This window comes from Devosia sp. (assembly GCF_041917035.1).
In the GTDB taxonomy this organism is placed as follows: domain Bacteria; phylum Pseudomonadota; class Alphaproteobacteria; order Rhizobiales; family Devosiaceae; genus Devosia_A.
The window spans coordinates 1-16,887 of the sequence record NZ_JAYRYM010000067.1; the positions used below are offsets into that span (position 1 = coordinate 1).

A 16,887-nucleotide genomic window follows, 5' to 3' on the forward strand; every position below is an offset into this window, starting at 1 on the left:
CGGGGGGTAGGGGGTTTATTTGTCCAGGGCACTATGGGGCGGCCATCGTCTGGGGGGTTTCCATGCGAAATGCCGAAATTCGAACCGGGGGGGTCCAGCAGCCTCGCTCAGATCCCGTACTTCGAGCCCGGGTCTTCGCCCTCGGGTGGTCTGGCCTGTACGCGCCCCCTCGATGATGGCGTCAGGCCTAGCTCGGCCGCGTAGCGCGCCATGTCGGCCATCGCTTTGTTGGCGATTCCGACGATGGGGTTCTGGATGGTGTTGCCGCCCTGTGTCTTGATCATCAGGGCGCCGGTGCTGTCGTCCATCTTCGCCATCTTGGCGAGGGTGCGTTCGGCCTGTATCCAGCGGCCATGCGCCTGGCAATATGCGGCCAGAATCCCTCGGTCGAGATTTGTGACGATGCCGAGGCGGAACAGCTCTTCGACGACCCGGTCCCATTCGGCCTTCGCGTCGTCGCTGAGCTCAGGCGGTGGCTCGGGGCGCGCGATCGCCGGCCGCGGCTCGCGGGCGTTCAGGCGGGCCTTTTTCGCCGTGCCGGCTATGAGCTTGAGGTGGGTGGGCAATGGTTTCCTACCGCGCGCCATCGCCGGCCTCCGTCAGCGCGTGCCGCCTCGCGCGCTCGACCTCGGTGCGCTCCAGGGTCACGCGGCCCAGTGGTGATCCGACGAAGAGCTTCCTGCCGCGCAAAGCCTCAACGGCGACGAAGTCGGGATCGCCGGCAGTGAGCACGACCAGGTCGGCCCGCGGCTCGCGGCCGGTGCCCGGCGGGGGCTCCTTCCATTGACCAGTTGCGATCCAGGTCGACAGGTGAGGCGCAAATCGCTGGGCGTCCTCAGGGGACCTCTGGCGAGCTTCGCGGTCCTTTTCGAACCACGAAGAGAAGTCTTTTGCGGCAGGCAGCAGCGCGCGCTGTTCCTGCGGGCCCAGCGTTTCGAACTGCTGGCGCGCTCTAGCTTCGGAGCTAGTTGGGTTCCGGGGGAAGGCCAGCCAGACTTCGTCGAACAGCGCGGGCGCGGGATCCAGGAGTGGCGCGCGCGGTTCATTATCGTCCTTTTCCTCTTCCCCCCTTCCTCCTCCCTCCTCCATCTGCGGAGAGTTTTCCGAACCAGTGGGGAACTGGTGGGGAACCAGCCCCACGTATTCGGCGTCGAGTTCGGAAAGCATGCCGGACGAGTTGGGCTTCTTCGGCCTCTGATAGACCCGGAAGTTGCGAATTAGGCCGATTGGACGATCATCGTGCGAGGTCTTTTTGATGAAGTTGCCGGCCAGCAGCTCCTCGAGGAGCGCTGGCACGTCCACTGCATCGGCCGGGAAGATTCGGGCCTTCAACGTTAGCGGCTTCCAGACAAAAACCCCGTCATCGTAGGCCTCGTTCCACAAACCGATTGCCAGCAGCCGCGCGAGCGGTGTCAGGGCCATGAAACCATCGTCGGTCCACAGCCCAGGATGGATGGATCGAATGCGGCTCATCGTGACGATGCCTCCAAGTCGCGGTTCGCGGCGGCGATGGCCCGCGCCGCATCGTCATATGTGAGGTACTTCCCGAGGTAGCGGCCTGCCGCATGGGCCTCGAAGGCGGAATCGCGCGGGATGACCAGAGAAGGTCGATTGCGGCTCTCCGATTGCCGCTCAGCTGCGGCGGCCGTGGTCATTGAGGCACCAGTCGTTTGAGTTCTTCCCAGCGATCGCGGAAGGCCAGCACGGCGTCTCGCCTCACCGTCTCGATCACGTCGGCGGGCAGACACATCCCCTCATCACGAAGGCACTTCGCAAGTGCATCGGCCGTGACGGCTTCGGCCATCTCAAACACGCGCGCCTCCGATTGGAACGGCGACCGATCGCCAGATCCGGTGTGTTCGGCGAACGCCATGGTCGCGAGCAGTCGCGCCGCACGACGGTGCGACTCCGCCATGGCGTTGGCACCGCCCCCTGGGTGGTCGATCATGATGCGGCTTCCCGATCGCTCGTCGACTGGACGCGTGCGCCGAGCCGAGCCTCTGCCCACTCGTTGAGCGCCGAGAGCTCGTAGAGGGGAACCCGGCCGAAGTAGACCAGGGCCGGTCCGCCGCCGAGACACGCATATTTCGCCAGCGTCGCCGGCGCGATTTCGATGCCGAAGGTCGCGCGCAGGTAAGCGGGCACGTCGTTGCGACGGATGCGAGGAGGTAGGGTCGTCATGTTTCTCGTCCTTCATGAGGCTCGCTGCTGCGAGCGGTGGTGGGAAAGTCGCAGGTCGCGCGCATGGGAGGGCGATCGCCGATGGTGACACCATCGATGATGAGCTGGGCTGAAGGGGGTAGGGAGTGCGCGACTGCGACACGATCGAGGGCTGTCGGATTGGCAACAGCCCGTCGCTGGCGATCAGCCAAAAGGCCGTCGCCTCGCGTCCGAAGTCAGTCAGTTAACCGAAAACTTAGCAAAAAAACCCGTCGCGGATGAGGGGATTCCTCTCCTGGGGTCGTCCGGCGAGATGGTTCCGCACTGAACAACGACGCGTCCTGCGCGGAAACATACGCAGAAGGCGCGTTGATCCGCAAGATCAAGCGATGGGCCGCGCGGTCGGGCAATCTCGCGCACTAGGCCCGCAAGGGGATGACCACAGCATCCGCCTCTGGCGCTATCTGGCGTGCTACTTCGCCGGCAATACGGTTCGCGGCAGCCAGAAGGACGCTGTCCAGGCGGTGCACGTACCTGCCGGTGATGCCGTGGCTGGCGTGTCCGATGATGGCGCCGATGGTCGAGTCAGAGAAGTCGAGGTCGCCGCCTACCGAAGCGAACGAGTGTCGAAGGACGTGGGCCGTGAGATCGGGGAGGCCAGCCTTGACGGCAAACCGGTCGACGGCGTTGTCGAGGCCGCCGTATGGCTGGGCCTGTGGACTGCGAATCCCTGGCAACACCCAGGGCGAGCCATCGATCCGCGGCAGCGACGTCAGCAACTCCTGAACCGGGCGCGTCAGGGGTCGAACGGAGGCTCCGGTCTTGCTGTCGCCCAGACGTATCGCGCTTGCAGGTGTATCGATCTCGGACCAGCGCAGGCGGGCGATCTCGGAGAGCCTGCAGCCGGTCAGGGCGATGAGCCTGATCCCCGCCCGTGCCTGCCAGTGCTCCGCTTCTGCCGCCTCAAGGGCTTTTCCCAGGGCCCGATATTCGGCGGGTGCCAGCCGCCGGGACCTCTTGCGATCCGCCGGTCGTTTGACCCCACGCGCCGGGTTGGTACTGATGACACCCTCGACGATGGCGAAGCTCAGAATGCCTCCCAGCAAGCCGGTGGTACGGGCCGCGGCGCCGGGACCTCCTTCGACAATCGCCTTCCCGCGGAGTTTTTCGGTCTTCACTGTGGTCGCGGTCTTGCCCGACGCAACGTCCCGGACGAAACGGGACACGTCCGCCGGCGTCAAGTCGATGACGAGCCTTCGGCCAAGGAGAGGTTTGATGTGGCGCTCCACCCTGCCCCGGTCCGTCGCGAGGGTCGACGACTTCTTCGGGCGCCCACCTTTCCCGATGATGAGGCCGGCTTCAGCAGCGCTGAGGTAGTTGTCGCAAAGCTCTGTCACGGTCATGCTCTTGCGTCGCGTACGGCGCTCGAGCAGAGGATCCTCCTTCTGCAGCACCACCGTCCCGAGGGTCTCGATTGCGAGTTTGCGCGCCTGGTCCGCAGTGATTGCACCGTGCCGCCCAATGGTCATTCGGCGGCGCCCCCCTTCGGCCGGCCTGTAGTCGACGAAGTAAGTGCGCCCACCGGCCGGGTTGATGTAGATGCCGAAGCCCTTCAGATCGCTGCACCACACCGTGTATTGACGGTCGCGCACTTCTGCGGCGTCCACCACGGATTTCGTAAGGCGGGGCATTTCCGAACTTCCCGTGCAGCAGCAGAACTCACCAGAAACTCACCACAAAAGCGGAAACAAGGGAAGAGTCCAGAAGGTACGAGCAACCTCGCTAGATCAATTCTCTTCGATATTACCGTTGGATAGCGACGTTCAGCCAACTCGCGACATGTCTGGAAAACAGCGAACGGCAGCCCTCCGAAGGCAGAGGTCACAGATTCGAATTCTGTCGGGTGCGCCAATCTTCTATCGTGAAGTCCCGCGGATTGACCTATCGGGCCGCCTGATCACGCGACGTCGACCGGGCCGGTCCGCGCGGGGACCGACCCGTGGCTCGAGCCGGCCTCAGCGCGGCTGATCGGAGCCCTTGCGTGGCAGCAGGTGCCAGACACCGGCGACGGTGAAGGCGGCAAAGGCCATCTTCAGCACGTCCCACAGAACGAAGGGACGGACGGCACCCTCGAAGGCGACGGTCACGAGATCGCCGCCGCTCAGCCAGGCCGGCAGGTCGGCACCGGACTGGACGATGGCATTGGCAACCACCAGCAGCCAGCCGAAACCGAAGGCGAACAGCACGGCGTCTCCGATCAGCATGGCGATGAACAAGGCGAACAGACGACCGGAGGCGCCGGCATCGGCCGCCCTGCCGATGATGAAGGCCATCGGCAGGTAGCCCAGGATGAATCCGAAGGACGGCGAGGACAGGTAGCCGAGGCCGCCGCCATTGGCAAAGACCGGCAGGCCGGAGAGGCCTTCGGCGATATAGAGCGCAACGGTTGCGACGCCGATGCGCCAGCCGAACCCGGCGGCCAACGCGGCGACCGCGAGCGTCTGCAGCGTCACCGGAATGGGCATCACCGGCACCTTGACCTGCGCCGACAGCGCCAGCAGCAGCGAGCCGAGCACGACGGTGGCGAGATTGGTCACCAGCCGAGCCGTGCCGGACCGGGGCGCCAGCACGCCGAGAACGGTGTTGGGGGTGGTCAGGGTCGAGGCCATTGCCAATCCTTCATCGCGCGGAGCATGTATGGCCGTTCTAGTCCGTCGCTGTGGAGAGCGCAATGGCAGCGCCGGGGCCAACACTGGTGTTCGACACCGACTTTCCGCCTAGCTCGGGTCGGGTGGAGCCGGCTGCGGCGGGCCTAGAGCGGCTGACCGCACCCAATGCCGGACCCTACACGTTTCGTGGCACCAACAGCTTCCTCATCGGGGGAGAGGAACTGATCGTCGTCGATCCGGGGCCGGACGACGACAGGCATTTCGAGGCGCTGCTCGCCGCGATCGGGCACCGGCCGGTGCGGGCCATCCTCCTCACCCACACGCATCGTGACCATTCGGCGCTGGCGCCCAGGCTACAGGCGGCGACGCGAGCGCCGCTCTGGTTCGGCGGGCCGCACCGGCTGAGCCGGCCGGCGCGGCCGCTCGAACTCAACCCGCTCGCCACCGACTGCGACTGGCAGTTGCGGCCCGACCGGACGCTTGTGGATGGCGACGAGATCGGCGTCGGCGGCCAAGCGCTGCGCGTTATCTCGACGCCGGGCCACTGCGCCAACCACCTGGCCTTCGCGCTCGTGGGGGAGGACTGGCTGCTGACCGGCGACCACGTCATGGGCTGGAACTCGACGCTGGTATCGGTGCCGGACGGATCGATGGCCGATTACCTCGCTTCGCTCGAAAAGGTCATCGCCCACCCCGCCACGCGTTATCTGCCGGCGCATGGCGGCACGATCGGCGACGGCCGCGGATATGCTAGGGCGCTGCTGGCGCATCGTGAGCACCGCAATGCGCAGATCGTCGCGGCAGTGGACGCCGGTGCGCGCAGCATCGGCGAACTGCTGCGTGTCGTATATCCGGGCCTGCCGCTCGCCGTGCAGCCGGCGGCCAGAATGACGCTCGCTGCCCATGTCGAGTACCTTGCCGACCGGAACCGGCTGGCCGTCGTCTGGGCGCCGCTCGGGGCGGCGATCCACCCCGCCGGCTAGCTCCCGCCGAAGCCCTACTCGACGGCGCCATCCTCGCCCGCCTCGCCCGCGGATGCGGCGAGCGGCGCGTTGCGCAGCAGCAGCGTGACCTGCTGGTCGAGGGCAAGCAGGAATTCCTCGACGCGACGGCCGCTCTCGCCGAAGTCATGCAGGCTCGCCAGGGGCACCGAGCGCATGTCGACGGTCGAGCCCTCGACAGTGCCGGTCACCCGCAGCGCAACCTCGTCGCGCCAGCCGAACAGGCTGGTGGCGATGACGTTGAGCTGACCAGTCTCCAGCGAAGTGGTGGGTGCTCGCCGGGTGCGGACCTGCCAGCCACGCGCCTCGGCAAGCCCGGCCACCACCTCGAACATCTCGGTGGCCTCGACCGGGTAGCTTCGCCTGGTCGCATTGGGGAAGATCGATAGAATCCGCCCCTGCAATTCGGGCCCGGTCGGCGTCACCCGCAGCGGCGATAGCAGTGGCAGGGGGTCGGCATAGTCGGTGGCGACTTCGCTGACGAGCGGGTAGCGCATCGCCTCGACGGCGAGGTAGCCGAACGGGGCGAGGCAGACCAGCGCCAGCAGCAGGCCGGAGACCGCCCTGCCCCAGCCGCGATCGCCGGTGACCCAGAGGCGCCCAAAGGCGCCGACGGCGGCAAACAGCGCCAGCCCCGCCACGCCTGCGGCCACCGCCTCCATGATCACGAAATCGGCGCTGGCAATGTATTGCTCCCGATGCAGGAAGACCGGCAGGACGGTCAGGGGCAGCGCCAGGCTGCCGAAGCGGCGCGACCAGATCGCCCATTTCGAGGTGCGGATGAGAATGCGCATCGGCAGCAGTCGCCCCGGTTCGAGTTCCTCCCGTGCCCGGCCCGGGAGCCCCACGTCAATGGTCGCGTCGGCGGTCCGGGCCACGACCCGGTGACCGCCGGCGGCGTCTCAGGGATAGAGCCGCTGCCGGCTCCAGGCGCCGCCGGCCGACACCCGGGAGAAACGCACGCGGTCGTGCAGGCGGTTGGCGCCGTCCTTCCAGAACTCCATCACCAGGGGGACCACCCTGAAGCCCGACCAGTTCGCGGGACGGGTTACCGGCTCGCCCTCGCCGAAACTGGTGCCGAGCGTCTCGACCCGCTCGAGCAGGGCATAGCGGTTGGCGAGCGGCCGCGACTGGCGCGATGCGTGGGCGCCAATCTGGCTGACGCGAGCCCGGGTGGCGAAATAGGCATCGGCCTCGCCGTCGGCAACGGTCTCGACGGGGCCGCGCACCCGGATCTGGCGGCGCAGCGACTTCCAGTGGAGGACGAAGGCGGCCTTGGGGTGGGCCAGCAACTGGCGGCCCTTGTCGCTTTCGAAATTGGTGAAGAAGCAGTAGCCGCGGGCGTCGCGGGCATTGAGCAAGACCATGCGCACGTCCGGCAGGCCGTCCTGGTCGACCGAGGCGAGGGCCATGGCATGGGGATCGTTCGGCTCGGACTGCTGGGCGAGGGCGAACCACTCCTCGAACAGCGATATGGGATCGATCGGCGCGGCGTCGGAGTCATCGAACAGGCGATCGGAAAGCGTCGTCGCAGTCATTGAAAACCAGCCCTTTCGCGCCGATCTGGACAAGCCGGTGGCGCGTCGCCATATAGGATGGTGCCGGGCCCAAAGGCAATTCTTCCGGCAAGCAGAAGGAACCCATGCGCGATCCGTATACCGTGCTCGGGGTGCCCAAGTCCGTGAGCGAGAAAGACCTCAAGACCGCTTATCGCAAGCTGGCCAAGGCGCACCACCCGGACCAGAACAAGGACGACCCCAAGGCCCACGTCAGGTTCGCCGAGATCTCGTCGGCCTACGACTTCCTGACCGACAAGGACAAGCGTGGCGCATACGACCGCGGCGAGATCGACGCGGACGGCAACCCGCGCTTCGCCGGCTTCGGACGTGGGGCGGGCGGAGGCGCGCGCGGCGCCGCCGGGGGCAGCGGGTTCTCTGCCGAGGACATCCTCAAGGAGTTCATGTCCGGCTTCGGCGGGCAGCCGCGCGGCGCCGGCACCGGCCGCGGCCCGGGGGGCGCCGGCTGGGATCCGTTCACCGCGTCCTCGTCTGGCGGCTTCCAGCCCGGGCGGTCGCAGAACCTGCGCGGCGAGGACGTGACGCTCACCGCAGCGGTCAGCCTCGAGCAGGCTCATGCCGGCGCCAGCGTGCCGCTGCGCCTGCCGAACGGCAAGGTACTGAACGTCAAGCTGCCGGACAAGGTGGAGGATGGCCAGCAGATCCGGCTCAAGGGTCAGGGGCTGCCATCTCCGCTGGGCGGCGAGGCCGGCGATGCGCATGTCACGGTGAAGTTCGAGCGGCACAAGCAGTTCCGTCGCGATGGCGCCGATCTCAGGGTCGAGGTGCCGATCACGCTCTACGAGGCCGTGCTCGGCGGCAAGGTGCGGGTGCCGACGCTGGAGGGCAGCGCCGAACTCAACCTGCCGGCTGGCGTCAATAGCTCGAAGGCCCTGCGACTGAAGGGAAAGGGCCTGCACGGGGCGGGCGACATCTATGTCGGCCTCAGGATCGTCTTGCCCGAGGCGGGAGATCCCGACCTCGAGAGCCTGATGCGGTTCTGGCGCGACCAGAAGCCCTACAAGGTGCGCGACAGCTGATTACGCGGCGCGGCGGCGCGCTGCAGGCGATCGTTGATCGCCTCGCCCAGCCCATGGCGCGGGACGGGAGCGACGGCGATCCGCTCGGCCTTGCCGTCAAGCTGATGCAGCATGGAGAACAGGTTGCGGGCCGCTTCGTGCAGGTCGCCCGAGGGGGAGAGGTTGAGGGTGCCGTCGCGGGTGCCGAAGCCCAGATAGGCTTCGCCGGGTTCGGCAGCCTCCGCGTCGATGCGCAGCCTGGCACGGGGCGCATAGTGGCTGACCAGCATGCCGGGCGCGGTGATCGGCCCACCAGGCCGTGCGACCGCGACGGGCCGGCCGAGATGAGCGGCGATCGTTTCGCGTGGCAGGGCGCCGGCCCGCAGTTGCGTCACGATGTCGCCGGTAACGGCGACAATGGTGGACTCGACACCGGCCGCACAGGGGCCGCCATCGAGCACCGGAACACGACCCCCGAAGGCCTCGACGACCTGCGCTGCGGTGGTGGGCGAAAGGCGACCGGAGGGGTTTGCCGAGGGGGCAGCAAGCGGCCGACCTGCGGCGCGGATCAGCGCAAGGGCCAGTTCGTGGTCGGGAACGCGGATCCCCACAGTGTCGAGCCCGGCAGAGACGATATCGCTGAGGCCGGCCTCCGGCCGACGTTCCAGCACGAGCGTCAGCGGCCCGGGCCAGAGGGTGGCAAGGCGACGGGCGGTCGGGGTGAAGACCACGTGGTGCTCGGCCATCTCGAGATCGGCGACGTGCACGATGAGCGGATTGAACCGCGGCCGGCCCTTGGTCTCGTAGATGCCAAGCACCGCATCGGAATTCGTCGCATCGGCCCCAAGGCCGTAGACGGTCTCGGTGGGAAATGCGACGAGCTTGCCGGCTCGCAGCAGCGCTCCCAATTGCTCTATCTCTGAACGCGAATGCTTGGGTCCTGTCATGCTCCCCGTTTGACAAGGCGTAGGCCACACCGTCAAGCTGGACCAAACGATTGGCAACCCCGATGGCCACGCTCCTAGTTTCGCAGCGCAATTTCGACAGCCACCAGACGCCGACGGGGCATCCCGAGCGCGCCGACCGCATCCGGGCGGTGGAAAACGCCCTTGCGGCGCCGCGCTTCGACCGCCTGGTGCGGCGCGACGCCCCCGAGGGCGACCTCAGTCTGGCCCGGCTGGTGCACGACGAGGGCTACCTTGCCGGCCTCAGCCGAGCCCGGCCGGCGGAAGGTATCGGAAGGATCGACGAGGATACGTTTATTTCCGCCCACTCGCTGGAAGCGGCCGCGACGGCGCTCGGTGCCGGCCTCGCCGCGCTCGACGCGGTTGCCCTGGGGGAGGTTCGCAACGCCTTCTGTGCTGTTCGTCCCCCCGGCCACCACGCCGAGATCGCTCGACCGATGGGATTCTGCCTGATCAACACGATCGCCATTCTCGCTCGGGTGGCACAGAGGAAGCTCGGCGCCGAGCGGGTGGCGATCATCGATTTCGACGTGCACCACGGCAATGGCACCGAGGACATCTTCAAGGCCGATCCCAGCGTGTTCTATGGCTCGAGCCACCAGATGCCGCTCTATCCGGGCACCGGATCGCCCAATTTCACCGGGGTGGGCAACATCTGCAATGTCGGGCTCGGCGCCGGCAGTGGCGGGGAGGCGATGCGCGAGGCCTACGAGAGTGCGATCCTGCCGCAGCTGGAGGCCTTCCGGCCCGACTTCCTGCTGATCTCGGCCGGCTTCGATGCCGACTACCGCGATCCGCTGGCCGGGCTCAACTGGAAGCCGGAGGATTTCGGCTGGCTGACCGGGCGGCTGCTCGAGGTTGCGGCCGGCTGCTGCGACGGCCGCGTGGTGTCGATGCTCGAGGGCGGCTACGACCGGCAGGGCCTTGCCACCGGCGCCACCGCCCATGTTGAAATGTTGATGGCCGCAGGCTAGCAACAGGCTCCCTGCCGAGGAGCATCGAAATGGCCGATTCCAGCGTCGACGACATCAGGGCGATGAGCTTCGAGGCGGCGCTCAAGGAACTGGAGGCGATTGTCCAGAAGCTCGAGAGCGGGCAGGCGCCGCTGGCCGAATCGATCGCCATCTATGAACGCGGCGACGCCCTCAAGTCGCATTGCGAGGCGCTGCTCAAGGAAGCCGAGATGAAGATCGAGAAGATCACGCTGCGCGGCGGCCAGGCGGTCGGCACCGAGCCGCTCGACCCCCAGTAGGTGGCCGACCGCACCCGCCTTGACCAGGCGATCGAGCAGCGCGGCCTGCTGCCGAGCCGGGCGCGGGCCCGCGATGCGGTGAAGCGCGGCACCGTGACGGTGAACGGGGTGGTGGCCACGCGGCCGCATCAGCCGGTTGCCGACAGCGACCGGATCCAGCTCGACGACCCGGCGGCCCGTTACGTGTCGCGTGCGGCGCTCAAGCTGATCGCCGGGCTCGACGCGGCGGGGATCGACCCGCACGGCAAGACCTGCCTCGATCTCGGCGCCTCGACCGGCGGCTTCACTCAGGTGCTGCTCGAGCGCGGGGCGCGGCGTGTCTACGCGGTGGATGTCGGCCACGACCAGTTGCACCCTACGCTTCGGTCGGACATGCGGGTCACCTGCCTCGAAGGCGTCAACGGACGCGACCTCGACGCCGACCTCGTGCCCGAGCCGATCGAGCTGCTCGTGTCGGACCTGAGCTTTGTCTCGGTGCTCAAGGTGCTGGACGCGCCGCTGCGCCTGTGCACCACCCCGGCCGAGGCCGTGATCCTCGTCAAGCCGCAGTTCGAGGTCGGCCGCGAGCATGTGGGCAAGGGAGGCCTCGTCACCGACCCGGCCGCCATCGCCCGCGCAGTGGCCGCAGTGGTCGGATACTTCGCTGCCGCGGGATGGACGGAGCTGTCGACCCTCGCGTCGCCGATTGCCGGCGGCGACGGAAACCGCGAGGTGGTCGCCGCCTTCCGGCGAACGCCAGGGGATGGACGGTGACTGCAGCCGCTCACCCCGCGAAGCGGGTACCTGACTGACCGCCGAAGTACTCCGGTGGTCGCTTCAGGGCCTGTCCGACCAGCTGGCGCTGCAGCACCGAGGTGCCGCGGACCGGGTCGCGCCGGATGACCATCCGCATGTGCGGGCTGAGGTTGGCGCGACGCTGGTCGGTGTGGTGCGGCAATTCCATGCGGCGGCGGTCGGGGCCGAGGTAGTCGGGCGTCTGGTAGTAAACCTGCTCGGCGTTGAGCTGGGCGGCGAGGCGGGCCTCCAGCACCTCGCGTTTCTCGGGCAGGCTGATCACATCATCGAAGCCGAAGTCGATGTACTTGAGCAGCACCTCGACGGTGCAGTCATCGATGATCAGGATCACTGGCGACAGGCGCTGGCCCGGATCGGGAAGGCCGCGGACCTGGGCGATGACCTGCTGCATGGCAGCGTCGCTCAGGTGGTAGTGCAGAAAGAAGTAGGTCACCGGCAGTTCGGGATCCTCGGCGGCCGTATCGAAGGCACTGTGGACGACGCGGAAACCGCTGCGGGCGGCGAGGCTGGCGAGCGTCCGGCATTCGGTAACCGACGGCGCGATGAGATAGGCGCGACAGTGAGACAGCATGACCAAACCCCCATCAAAGAGGCGGCGATGGTGCGCGCCTTGGGGACTGCGATGGCGCCGAAATGACGCAAGCGCCGTAGCTCCGTCAATCCGTGCAATGGCGCATGGCGGCGTAGAGGTTTCGTTCAGCCTGATTCAGGAGTGACCGACACCGCCGTCGCGACCGGTCTGGCCGCGGTGGCGCAGAAAGTGGTCGGCGAGCACGCAGGCCATCATCGCTTCGCCGATCGGCACGGCGCGGATGCCGACGCAGGGGTCGTGCCGGCCCTTGGTGATCACCTCGGTATCCTGGTTCTGCGTGGTCACCGTCAGGCGCGGCGTGATGATCGAGGAGGTCGGCTTGACGGCGAAGCGGACGACGATCGGGTCGCCATTGGATATGCCGCCCAGGATGCCGCCGGCATGGTTGGACTTGAAGGTCGGGCCGGCGTTCCCGGCCCGCATCTCGTCGGCATTCTCGGTGCCGGTGAGAGCGGCGGCGGCCATGCCCTCGCCGATCTCGACGCCCTTGACGGCGTTGATCGACATCATCGCCGAGGCAAGGTCGGCCGAAAGCTTGCCGTAGATCGGGGCCCCCCAGCCTGGTGGCACGCCTTCGGCAACCACCTCGATGATGGCGCCTACGGAGTTTCCGTCCTTGCGGATGGTGTCGAGATAGTGCTCCCAGCCCTGCGCGGCGATCGGATCGGCGCAAAAGAACGGGTTCTGGTCGACCTGGTTCCAGTCGAAATTGGCGTAGTTGATCCTGTGCGGGCCAACCTGGACCAGGCTCGCCCGGATGGTCACCTGCGGGATCACCAGGCGTGCCACGGCGCCGGCAGCGACCCGCGCTGCGGTCTCGCGCGCGGAGGCTCGCCCCGAGCCCTTGTAGTCGCGGATGCCGTATTTCTGGTGGTAGGTGAAATCGGCGTGGCCGGGCCGGTACTTGTCCTTGATCTCGGCATAGTCCTTGGAGCGCTGGTCGGTGTTCTCGATCTCGAGTGCGATCGGCGTGCCGGTGGTCTTGAGAAGTCCGTCGCGCTCGTCGTTGAAGGTGCCGGAGAGAATGCGGACCTGATCCTCCTCTCGCCGCTGTGTGGTGAAACGCGACTGGCCGGGCCTGCGGCGATCAAGATCGCGCTGGATGACCTCGGCCGAAATCGGAATGCCCGGCGGGCAGCCGTCCACCACGACGCCGAGGGCCGGCCCGTGGCTTTCGCCCCAGGTGGTGAAGCGGAACAGGTGGCCGAAGGTATTGAAGCTCATATGCACGCCCCGAGGAGTGCAGCGGTTCTAGGCGGGGCGGGGAGGAGCGTCAATCGCGCCCGCTCGCGACTCCTGGCCCGGGGCCGCACGAGGTCTCGACGCAGCGGAGCGCAAGCTTCCCCGCCCTGCAGGAGTATGATGTACGCCCCTTCCGGGCTTTGCGCCGGCTCCCCGCAGGCCTCAATCATCCCAGCTGTGGCCCGCCGGATAAACGGTGGACTGGCGTCCCTCGAAATGCACCACCGAGTCCTGTGGCGGAAACCAGTTCACAGCCCGCTCGGCGGGAAGATCCTCGATCAGGCGCCTCAGGATGCGCAGGATGCCGCCATGCGCGACGATGATGGCGGGGCCGGTCAACTCGGCGCCAAAGCTCATGACGCGCTGCGCGACATCCTCGTAGCTCTCGCCCGAGGGGGGCCGGAAATACCAGAACTCCGCATCGCGCTCGCCGGCCATCGCCATCTCCCCGGCGGCGAGTTCGGTGTGCAGGCGCCCCTCGTAGATGCCGAAGGACACCTCGATCAGCCGCCGGTCGGGTACCGCCTCGGGCAGCGGGATGGTGAAGGCGGCCCGGATGCGCGCCATGGTCTCGAGCGTGCGGCCGAGCGGCGAGACATGCCAGCCGAACTCGTCCGGCGTGCGCCCGGCGTGGCGCAGCAGTCGCTCCAGCAGCCGGCCGTTGAGATCTGCCTGGGCGCGACCAACGACATTGAGCGGAATATCCTGGCTGCCCTGGTAGCGCCCCTCGGCGTTCCAGTCGGTTTCGCCGTGGCGGATGAAGTAGAGTTCGGGCCAGGTGATGGTCATGTTCGGTTCCGCGCGGGACCTTCCCTTCGGTCGCCCTTCCCCGGCTCCTGCGGCTCAGGGGGCTGCCGGGGCCTCGTCGTCGATATACATGCCGATGATGTTGAAGCCGCAATCGACATACTGGATCTGGCCGGTGACGCCGGAGCTCAGGTCGCTGAGCAGGTACAGCGCCGCCGTGCCGACCTCTTCCTGGGTGACGTTGCGCTTGAGCGGCGCCGCCTTCTCCTGGAAGTGCAGCATGGTGCGAAGCCCGGAGATGCCGGAGGCGGCAAGCGTCTTGATGGCGCCGGCGGAGATGGCGTTGACCCGGATGTTGTTGCGGCCCAGGTCGGCGGCGAGGTAGCGCACGCTGGCCTCGAGCGCGGCCTTGGCGACGCCCATGACGTTGTAGTTGGGGACGTACTTCTCGGCGCCGTAGTAGGTCAGCGTGAGCAGCGAGCCGCCGGGGTTCAGCATCGCCTCGGCGCGCTTGGCGACGGCGGTGAACGAATAGACCGAGATGTTCATGGTCAGCGCGAAATTGGCGGCGCTGGTGTCGATATAGCGGCCTTCGAGCTCGTTCTTGTCGGAAAAGCCGATGGCGTGGACGAGGAAATCCATCGTCCCCCACTTCTGCTTGAGAACACGGAAGGTCTCGTCCATCGCAGCGTCGTTCGAGACGTCGCATTCGACCAGCGTGGTGACGCCGATCTCTGCGGCGAGCGGCTCGACGCGCTTTTTCAGTGCCTCGCCCTGATAGGAGAAGGCGATCTCGGCACCCTGGTCGGCGAGGGCCTTGGCAATGCCCCAGGCGATCGAGCGGTTGTTCGCCACGCCCATGATCAGGCCCTTCTTGCCGGCCATCAGCCCGTTCGCCATCGTCGCTTCCCTTCGCATCGCAATCGCCTTGCGCCGCTTGTCGCACAGCCCCCGGGTGCGGGCAAGTTCACCCTTGCGCCGGAAGGCGGCGCAGCTAAGGTTCGGCGCCATGGATACCGACACCACCCTTACGCCCGTGCAGATCGTCGACGGCCTCCGAGCCGCATTGGGGGAGGGTGGCACGGTTCTCGCCACGCCGGCCGAGATGGCGGGATACCTCGCTGAACCGCGCAAGCGCTTTCACACCGCGGCGGCAGCGGTGGCCCTGCCGAACGATGTTCCCGCGCTGCGGCAGCTCTGCCGCTGGGCCAATGCTCACCGGGTGAAACTCGTCCCGCAGTCAGGCAATACCGGCCTGGTGGGCGGGCAGGTGCCGCTTTCGGGCGACCAGGTGATCGTCAGCCTCCGCCGGCTCGACAAGGTGCGGGCGGTCGATGCGGCGGCCGGGCACATGACGCTCGAGGCCGGGGTGATCCTCGAGCACGCGCACCAGGTGGCGGAGGCGGCCGGCGCCATGTTCCCGCTCTGGCTCGCGTCACAGGGTTCGGCGCGGATCGGCGGGGTGCTCAGCTCGAATGCGGGCGGCGTGCAGGTGCTGGCCTTCGGCAATGCGCGCGAGCTGACGCTGGGCGTCGAGGCGGTGCTAGCGGACGGTCGGCTCTACCAGGGCCTCAACGCGCTCAAGAAGGACAATACCGGCTACGACCTGAAGGACCTGCTGGTCGGGGCGGAAGGCACGCTGGGCTTCATCACCGCGGCGACGCTGAAGCTCTTTCCTAGGCCCGAGGGGCAGGAGACGGCGATCGTCAGTGTCGTTGATCCGGCAGCGGCATTCGCTCTGTTCGGCCTGTTGCGGGAGCGGGCGGGGGCGCGGCTCACCGCCTTCGAGCTGATGCCGCGCCTCGGCATCGACATGCAGCTTAGGCACGGCATGCTCAGGCGCGACCCGACGCCGAGCCCCTCCCCCTGGTATGTCCTGTGCGAGATCAACCGCATGAAGGGCGGCATTTCCGGCGCCCTGCAGGGTGCCCTCGAGGAGGCACTCGGCTCCGGACTCGTCGACGATGCGGTGCTCGCCCAGTCGGAGGCCGATCGTCTCCAAATGTGGGCCGCGCGCGAGCAGATGAGCGATGTGCAGAGCCGCGAGGGCGCCTCGATCAAGCACGACGTGTCGGTGCCGATCGGGGCGGTGCCGGAACTGATCGCCGAAGGGAGCGCGGCCGTGGAGCGCGCCATCCCCGGTGTGCGGCCCTGTCCCTTCGGACACATGGGCGATGGCAATATCCACTTCAACTTCAGCCAGCCCGAAGGCGCCGACCCCAGGGCCTTCATGGCGCGCGAAAAGGATGCCAATGCCGCCATCTACGGTGTTGTGCTGCGGCTCGGCGGCTCGGTTTCGGCCGAGCACGGCATCGGGCAGCTCAAGACCGGGCTGCTCGCCGAAGTGAAGGACGGGGTGGCGCTCGAGATGATGCGGGCGATCAAGCAGGCTCTCGATCCCAATGGCATCCTCAACCCTGGCAAGGTATTGGGCTGACCCGGCCCCGCCGCCTATCCCGCCATTGCGGTGGGCGTCGTCCGGCGCTCGATCAGGGCGACGATGTCGGCAGCGGGCACGGGTCGGCCGAACAGGAAGCCCTGGCCGATATCGCAGCCCAGCCGCGCCAGCAGGTCGCGTTGCTGCTCGGTCTCGATACCCTCGCAGACGGTGAGTTTACCCAGTCTCTGCGCCAGGTCCGTGACGGCGCGGATGACCGCGGCCTGAGCGGAGTCGACGGTCAGGTTCCGCGTGAAGGTCTGGTCAATCTTGAGCTTGTCGAACGGAAAGCCGGCGAGGTAGCTCAACGACGAGTATCCGGTGCCGAAATCGTCGATGGCGATGCCGATGCCGTGACGGCGCAGGTCCGAGATGGTCTCCAGCACACGACCGCCGCGATCAACGAGCACGCTTTCGGTGATCTCGATGTCGAGCCGCCCGGGCGGCAGGCC

The 16,887-nt window shown here is 67.4% G+C and carries 21 protein-coding genes and 1 tRNA gene; 7 read left to right on the top strand and 15 right to left on the bottom strand.

What is annotated here, in order from left to right:
* Nucleotides 1-107: 107 nt before the first annotated feature.
* The 6 genes from ACE3TU_RS09275 to ACE3TU_RS09300 all read right to left on the bottom strand — a co-directional run bounded on the left by ACE3TU_RS09275 (nt 108) and on the right by ACE3TU_RS09300 (nt 3,851).
* The gene (locus ACE3TU_RS09275) at nt 108-566 is read right to left on the bottom strand and encodes a phage terminase small subunit P27 family (protein WP_374623128.1); all 459 of its coding nucleotides are present in this window, start codon (nt 564-566) and stop codon (nt 108-110) included.
* Between the two features lie 7 nt (nt 567-573).
* Nucleotides 574-1,473 (bottom strand): hypothetical protein, encoded by a 900-nt coding sequence (locus ACE3TU_RS09280; protein WP_374623131.1) that lies wholly within the window; start codon nt 1,471-1,473, stop codon nt 574-576.
* Nucleotides 1,470-1,655, bottom strand: a complete 186-nt coding sequence (locus ACE3TU_RS09285; protein WP_374623134.1) for a hypothetical protein — start codon at nt 1,653-1,655, stop codon at nt 1,470-1,472. Before ACE3TU_RS09285 ends, ACE3TU_RS09280 begins: the two co-directional genes overlap by 4 nt.
* Nucleotides 1,652-1,948 carry a hypothetical protein gene (locus ACE3TU_RS09290; RefSeq protein ID WP_374623137.1) on the bottom strand — a complete coding sequence of 99 codons (297 nt, stop codon included), beginning with the start codon at nt 1,946-1,948 and terminating at the stop codon, nt 1,652-1,654. The genes ACE3TU_RS09285 and ACE3TU_RS09290 overlap by 4 nt, the downstream gene beginning before the upstream one ends.
* Nucleotides 1,945-2,181 (bottom strand): hypothetical protein, encoded by a 237-nt coding sequence (locus ACE3TU_RS09295; RefSeq protein WP_374623140.1) that lies wholly within the window; start codon nt 2,179-2,181, stop codon nt 1,945-1,947. The genes ACE3TU_RS09290 and ACE3TU_RS09295 overlap by 4 nt, the downstream gene beginning before the upstream one ends.
* 398 nt (nt 2,182-2,579) lie before the next feature.
* Entirely contained in the window at nt 2,580-3,851 is a 1,272-nt protein-coding gene (locus ACE3TU_RS09300; RefSeq protein ID WP_374623142.1) for a tyrosine-type recombinase/integrase, read from the bottom strand.
* A 125-nt stretch (nt 3,852-3,976) separates the two neighbouring features.
* Here ACE3TU_RS09300 and ACE3TU_RS09305 point away from each other — a divergent pair.
* Nucleotides 3,977-4,071 (top strand) — tRNA-Arg (locus tag ACE3TU_RS09305).
* A 104-nt stretch (nt 4,072-4,175) separates the two neighbouring features.
* On the opposite strand, the gene ACE3TU_RS09310 is transcribed toward ACE3TU_RS09305, so the two are convergent.
* Complete coding sequence (locus ACE3TU_RS09310) at nt 4,176-4,829, bottom strand: biotin transporter BioY (RefSeq protein WP_374623145.1); 654 nt, start codon at nt 4,827-4,829, stop codon at nt 4,176-4,178.
* A 62-nt stretch (nt 4,830-4,891) separates the two neighbouring features.
* Between ACE3TU_RS09310 and ACE3TU_RS09315 the strand changes: the two genes are divergently transcribed.
* A complete protein-coding gene (locus tag ACE3TU_RS09315; protein WP_374623148.1) occupies nt 4,892-5,812 on the top strand; it encodes an MBL fold metallo-hydrolase in 921 nt (306 codons plus the stop codon).
* A gap of 14 nt (nt 5,813-5,826) precedes the next feature.
* Here the strand turns inward: ACE3TU_RS09315 and ACE3TU_RS09320 are convergent, their stop codons facing one another.
* Together ACE3TU_RS09320 and pdxH are read right to left on the bottom strand one after the other, a co-directional pair.
* Entirely contained in the window at nt 5,827-6,624 is a 798-nt protein-coding gene (locus ACE3TU_RS09320) for a DUF1499 domain-containing protein (protein ID WP_374623150.1), read from the bottom strand.
* Nucleotides 6,625-6,732: 108 nt separating this feature from the next.
* A complete protein-coding gene (pdxH, locus tag ACE3TU_RS09325; RefSeq protein WP_374623152.1) occupies nt 6,733-7,368 on the bottom strand; it encodes a pyridoxamine 5'-phosphate oxidase in 636 nt (211 codons plus the stop codon).
* Between the two features lie 104 nt (nt 7,369-7,472).
* On the opposite strand from pdxH, the gene ACE3TU_RS09330 reads away from it, so the two are divergent.
* Nucleotides 7,473-8,426, top strand: a complete 954-nt coding sequence (locus ACE3TU_RS09330; protein ID WP_374623155.1) for a DnaJ C-terminal domain-containing protein — start codon at nt 7,473-7,475, stop codon at nt 8,424-8,426.
* Here the strand turns inward: ACE3TU_RS09330 and ACE3TU_RS09335 are convergent.
* Nucleotides 8,405-9,352, bottom strand: coding sequence for an L-threonylcarbamoyladenylate synthase (locus tag ACE3TU_RS09335; protein ID WP_374623158.1), 948 nt, complete (start codon nt 9,350-9,352; stop codon nt 8,405-8,407). The two genes, ACE3TU_RS09330 and ACE3TU_RS09335, sit on opposite strands and share 22 nt — an antisense overlap.
* 62 nt (nt 9,353-9,414) lie before the next feature.
* Between ACE3TU_RS09335 and ACE3TU_RS09340 the strand changes: the two genes are divergently transcribed.
* The 3 genes from ACE3TU_RS09340 to ACE3TU_RS09350 are packed head-to-tail and all read left to right on the top strand — an operon-like array spanning nt 9,415 to nt 11,375.
* The gene (locus ACE3TU_RS09340; RefSeq protein ID WP_374623161.1) at nt 9,415-10,344 is read left to right on the top strand and encodes a histone deacetylase family protein; all 930 of its coding nucleotides are present in this window, start codon (nt 9,415-9,417) and stop codon (nt 10,342-10,344) included.
* Between the two features lie 29 nt (nt 10,345-10,373).
* Nucleotides 10,374-10,622, top strand: coding sequence for an exodeoxyribonuclease VII small subunit (locus ACE3TU_RS09345; RefSeq protein WP_374623164.1), 249 nt, complete (start codon nt 10,374-10,376; stop codon nt 10,620-10,622).
* Nucleotides 10,623-11,375 carry a TlyA family RNA methyltransferase gene (locus ACE3TU_RS09350; RefSeq protein ID WP_374623166.1) on the top strand — a complete coding sequence of 251 codons (753 nt, stop codon included), beginning with the start codon at nt 10,623-10,625 and terminating at the stop codon, nt 11,373-11,375.
* A 10-nt stretch (nt 11,376-11,385) separates the two neighbouring features.
* Here the strand turns inward: ACE3TU_RS09350 and ACE3TU_RS09355 are convergent, their stop codons facing one another.
* From ACE3TU_RS09355 to ACE3TU_RS09370, 4 genes are all read right to left on the bottom strand, one after another.
* Entirely contained in the window at nt 11,386-11,988 is a 603-nt protein-coding gene (locus ACE3TU_RS09355; protein WP_374623168.1) for a hypothetical protein, read from the bottom strand.
* 135 nt (nt 11,989-12,123) lie between these two features.
* Entirely contained in the window at nt 12,124-13,233 is a 1,110-nt protein-coding gene (aroC, locus tag ACE3TU_RS09360) for a chorismate synthase (protein ID WP_374623171.1), read from the bottom strand.
* A gap of 180 nt (nt 13,234-13,413) precedes the next feature.
* Nucleotides 13,414-14,040, bottom strand: a complete 627-nt coding sequence (locus tag ACE3TU_RS09365; RefSeq protein ID WP_374623174.1) for a histidine phosphatase family protein — start codon at nt 14,038-14,040, stop codon at nt 13,414-13,416.
* A gap of 54 nt (nt 14,041-14,094) precedes the next feature.
* Nucleotides 14,095-14,898, bottom strand: coding sequence for an enoyl-ACP reductase (locus ACE3TU_RS09370; protein ID WP_374623183.1), 804 nt, complete (start codon nt 14,896-14,898; stop codon nt 14,095-14,097).
* 109 nt (nt 14,899-15,007) lie between these two features.
* On the opposite strand from ACE3TU_RS09370, the gene ACE3TU_RS09375 reads away from it, so the two are divergent.
* Nucleotides 15,008-16,435 carry an FAD-binding oxidoreductase gene (locus tag ACE3TU_RS09375; protein ID WP_374623177.1) on the top strand — a complete coding sequence of 476 codons (1,428 nt, stop codon included), beginning with the start codon at nt 15,008-15,010 and terminating at the stop codon, nt 16,433-16,435.
* A 14-nt stretch (nt 16,436-16,449) separates the two neighbouring features.
* Here ACE3TU_RS09375 and ACE3TU_RS09380 read toward each other — a convergent pair.
* Nucleotides 16,450-16,887 (bottom strand): EAL domain-containing protein (locus tag ACE3TU_RS09380; RefSeq protein ID WP_374623180.1); only part of this gene is annotated, 438 nt, incomplete at its 5' end.

Excerpts from the sequence above, each read along its gene's own strand:
- ACE3TU_RS09320 (WP_374623150.1), bottom strand. The coding sequence starts at position 6,624 with ATGCGCATTCTCATCCGCACCTCGAAATGGGCGATCTGGTCGCGCCGC.
- ACE3TU_RS09340 (WP_374623161.1), top strand. The coding sequence starts at position 9,415 with ATGGCCACGCTCCTAGTTTCGCAGCGCAATTTCGACAGCCACCAGACG.
- ACE3TU_RS09330 (WP_374623155.1), top strand. The coding sequence starts at position 7,473 with ATGCGCGATCCGTATACCGTGCTCGGGGTGCCCAAGTCCGTGAGCGAG.
- ACE3TU_RS09295 (WP_374623140.1), bottom strand. The coding sequence starts at position 2,181 with ATGACGACCCTACCTCCTCGCATCCGTCGCAACGACGTGCCCGCTTAC.
- ACE3TU_RS09280 (WP_374623131.1), bottom strand. The coding sequence starts at position 1,473 with ATGAGCCGCATTCGATCCATCCATCCTGGGCTGTGGACCGACGATGGT.
- aroC (WP_374623171.1), bottom strand. The coding sequence starts at position 13,233 with ATGAGCTTCAATACCTTCGGCCACCTGTTCCGCTTCACCACCTGGGGC.
- ACE3TU_RS09315 (WP_374623148.1), top strand. The coding sequence starts at position 4,892 with ATGGCAGCGCCGGGGCCAACACTGGTGTTCGACACCGACTTTCCGCCT.
- ACE3TU_RS09290 (WP_374623137.1), bottom strand. The coding sequence starts at position 1,948 with ATGATCGACCACCCAGGGGGCGGTGCCAACGCCATGGCGGAGTCGCAC.
- ACE3TU_RS09285 (WP_374623134.1), bottom strand. The coding sequence starts at position 1,655 with ATGACCACGGCCGCCGCAGCTGAGCGGCAATCGGAGAGCCGCAATCGA.
- ACE3TU_RS09310 (WP_374623145.1), bottom strand. The coding sequence starts at position 4,829 with ATGGCCTCGACCCTGACCACCCCCAACACCGTTCTCGGCGTGCTGGCG.
- ACE3TU_RS09345 (WP_374623164.1), top strand. The coding sequence starts at position 10,374 with ATGGCCGATTCCAGCGTCGACGACATCAGGGCGATGAGCTTCGAGGCG.
- ACE3TU_RS09335 (WP_374623158.1), bottom strand. The coding sequence starts at position 9,352 with ATGACAGGACCCAAGCATTCGCGTTCAGAGATAGAGCAATTGGGAGCG.
- ACE3TU_RS09355 (WP_374623168.1), bottom strand. The coding sequence starts at position 11,988 with ATGCTGTCTCACTGTCGCGCCTATCTCATCGCGCCGTCGGTTACCGAA.
- ACE3TU_RS09370 (WP_374623183.1), bottom strand. The coding sequence starts at position 14,898 with ATGGCGAACGGGCTGATGGCCGGCAAGAAGGGCCTGATCATGGGCGTG.
- ACE3TU_RS09375 (WP_374623177.1), top strand. The coding sequence starts at position 15,008 with ATGGATACCGACACCACCCTTACGCCCGTGCAGATCGTCGACGGCCTC.
- ACE3TU_RS09365 (WP_374623174.1), bottom strand. The coding sequence starts at position 14,040 with ATGACCATCACCTGGCCCGAACTCTACTTCATCCGCCACGGCGAAACC.
- ACE3TU_RS09300 (WP_374623142.1), bottom strand. The coding sequence starts at position 3,851 with ATGCCCCGCCTTACGAAATCCGTGGTGGACGCCGCAGAAGTGCGCGAC.
- pdxH (WP_374623152.1), bottom strand. The coding sequence starts at position 7,368 with ATGACTGCGACGACGCTTTCCGATCGCCTGTTCGATGACTCCGACGCC.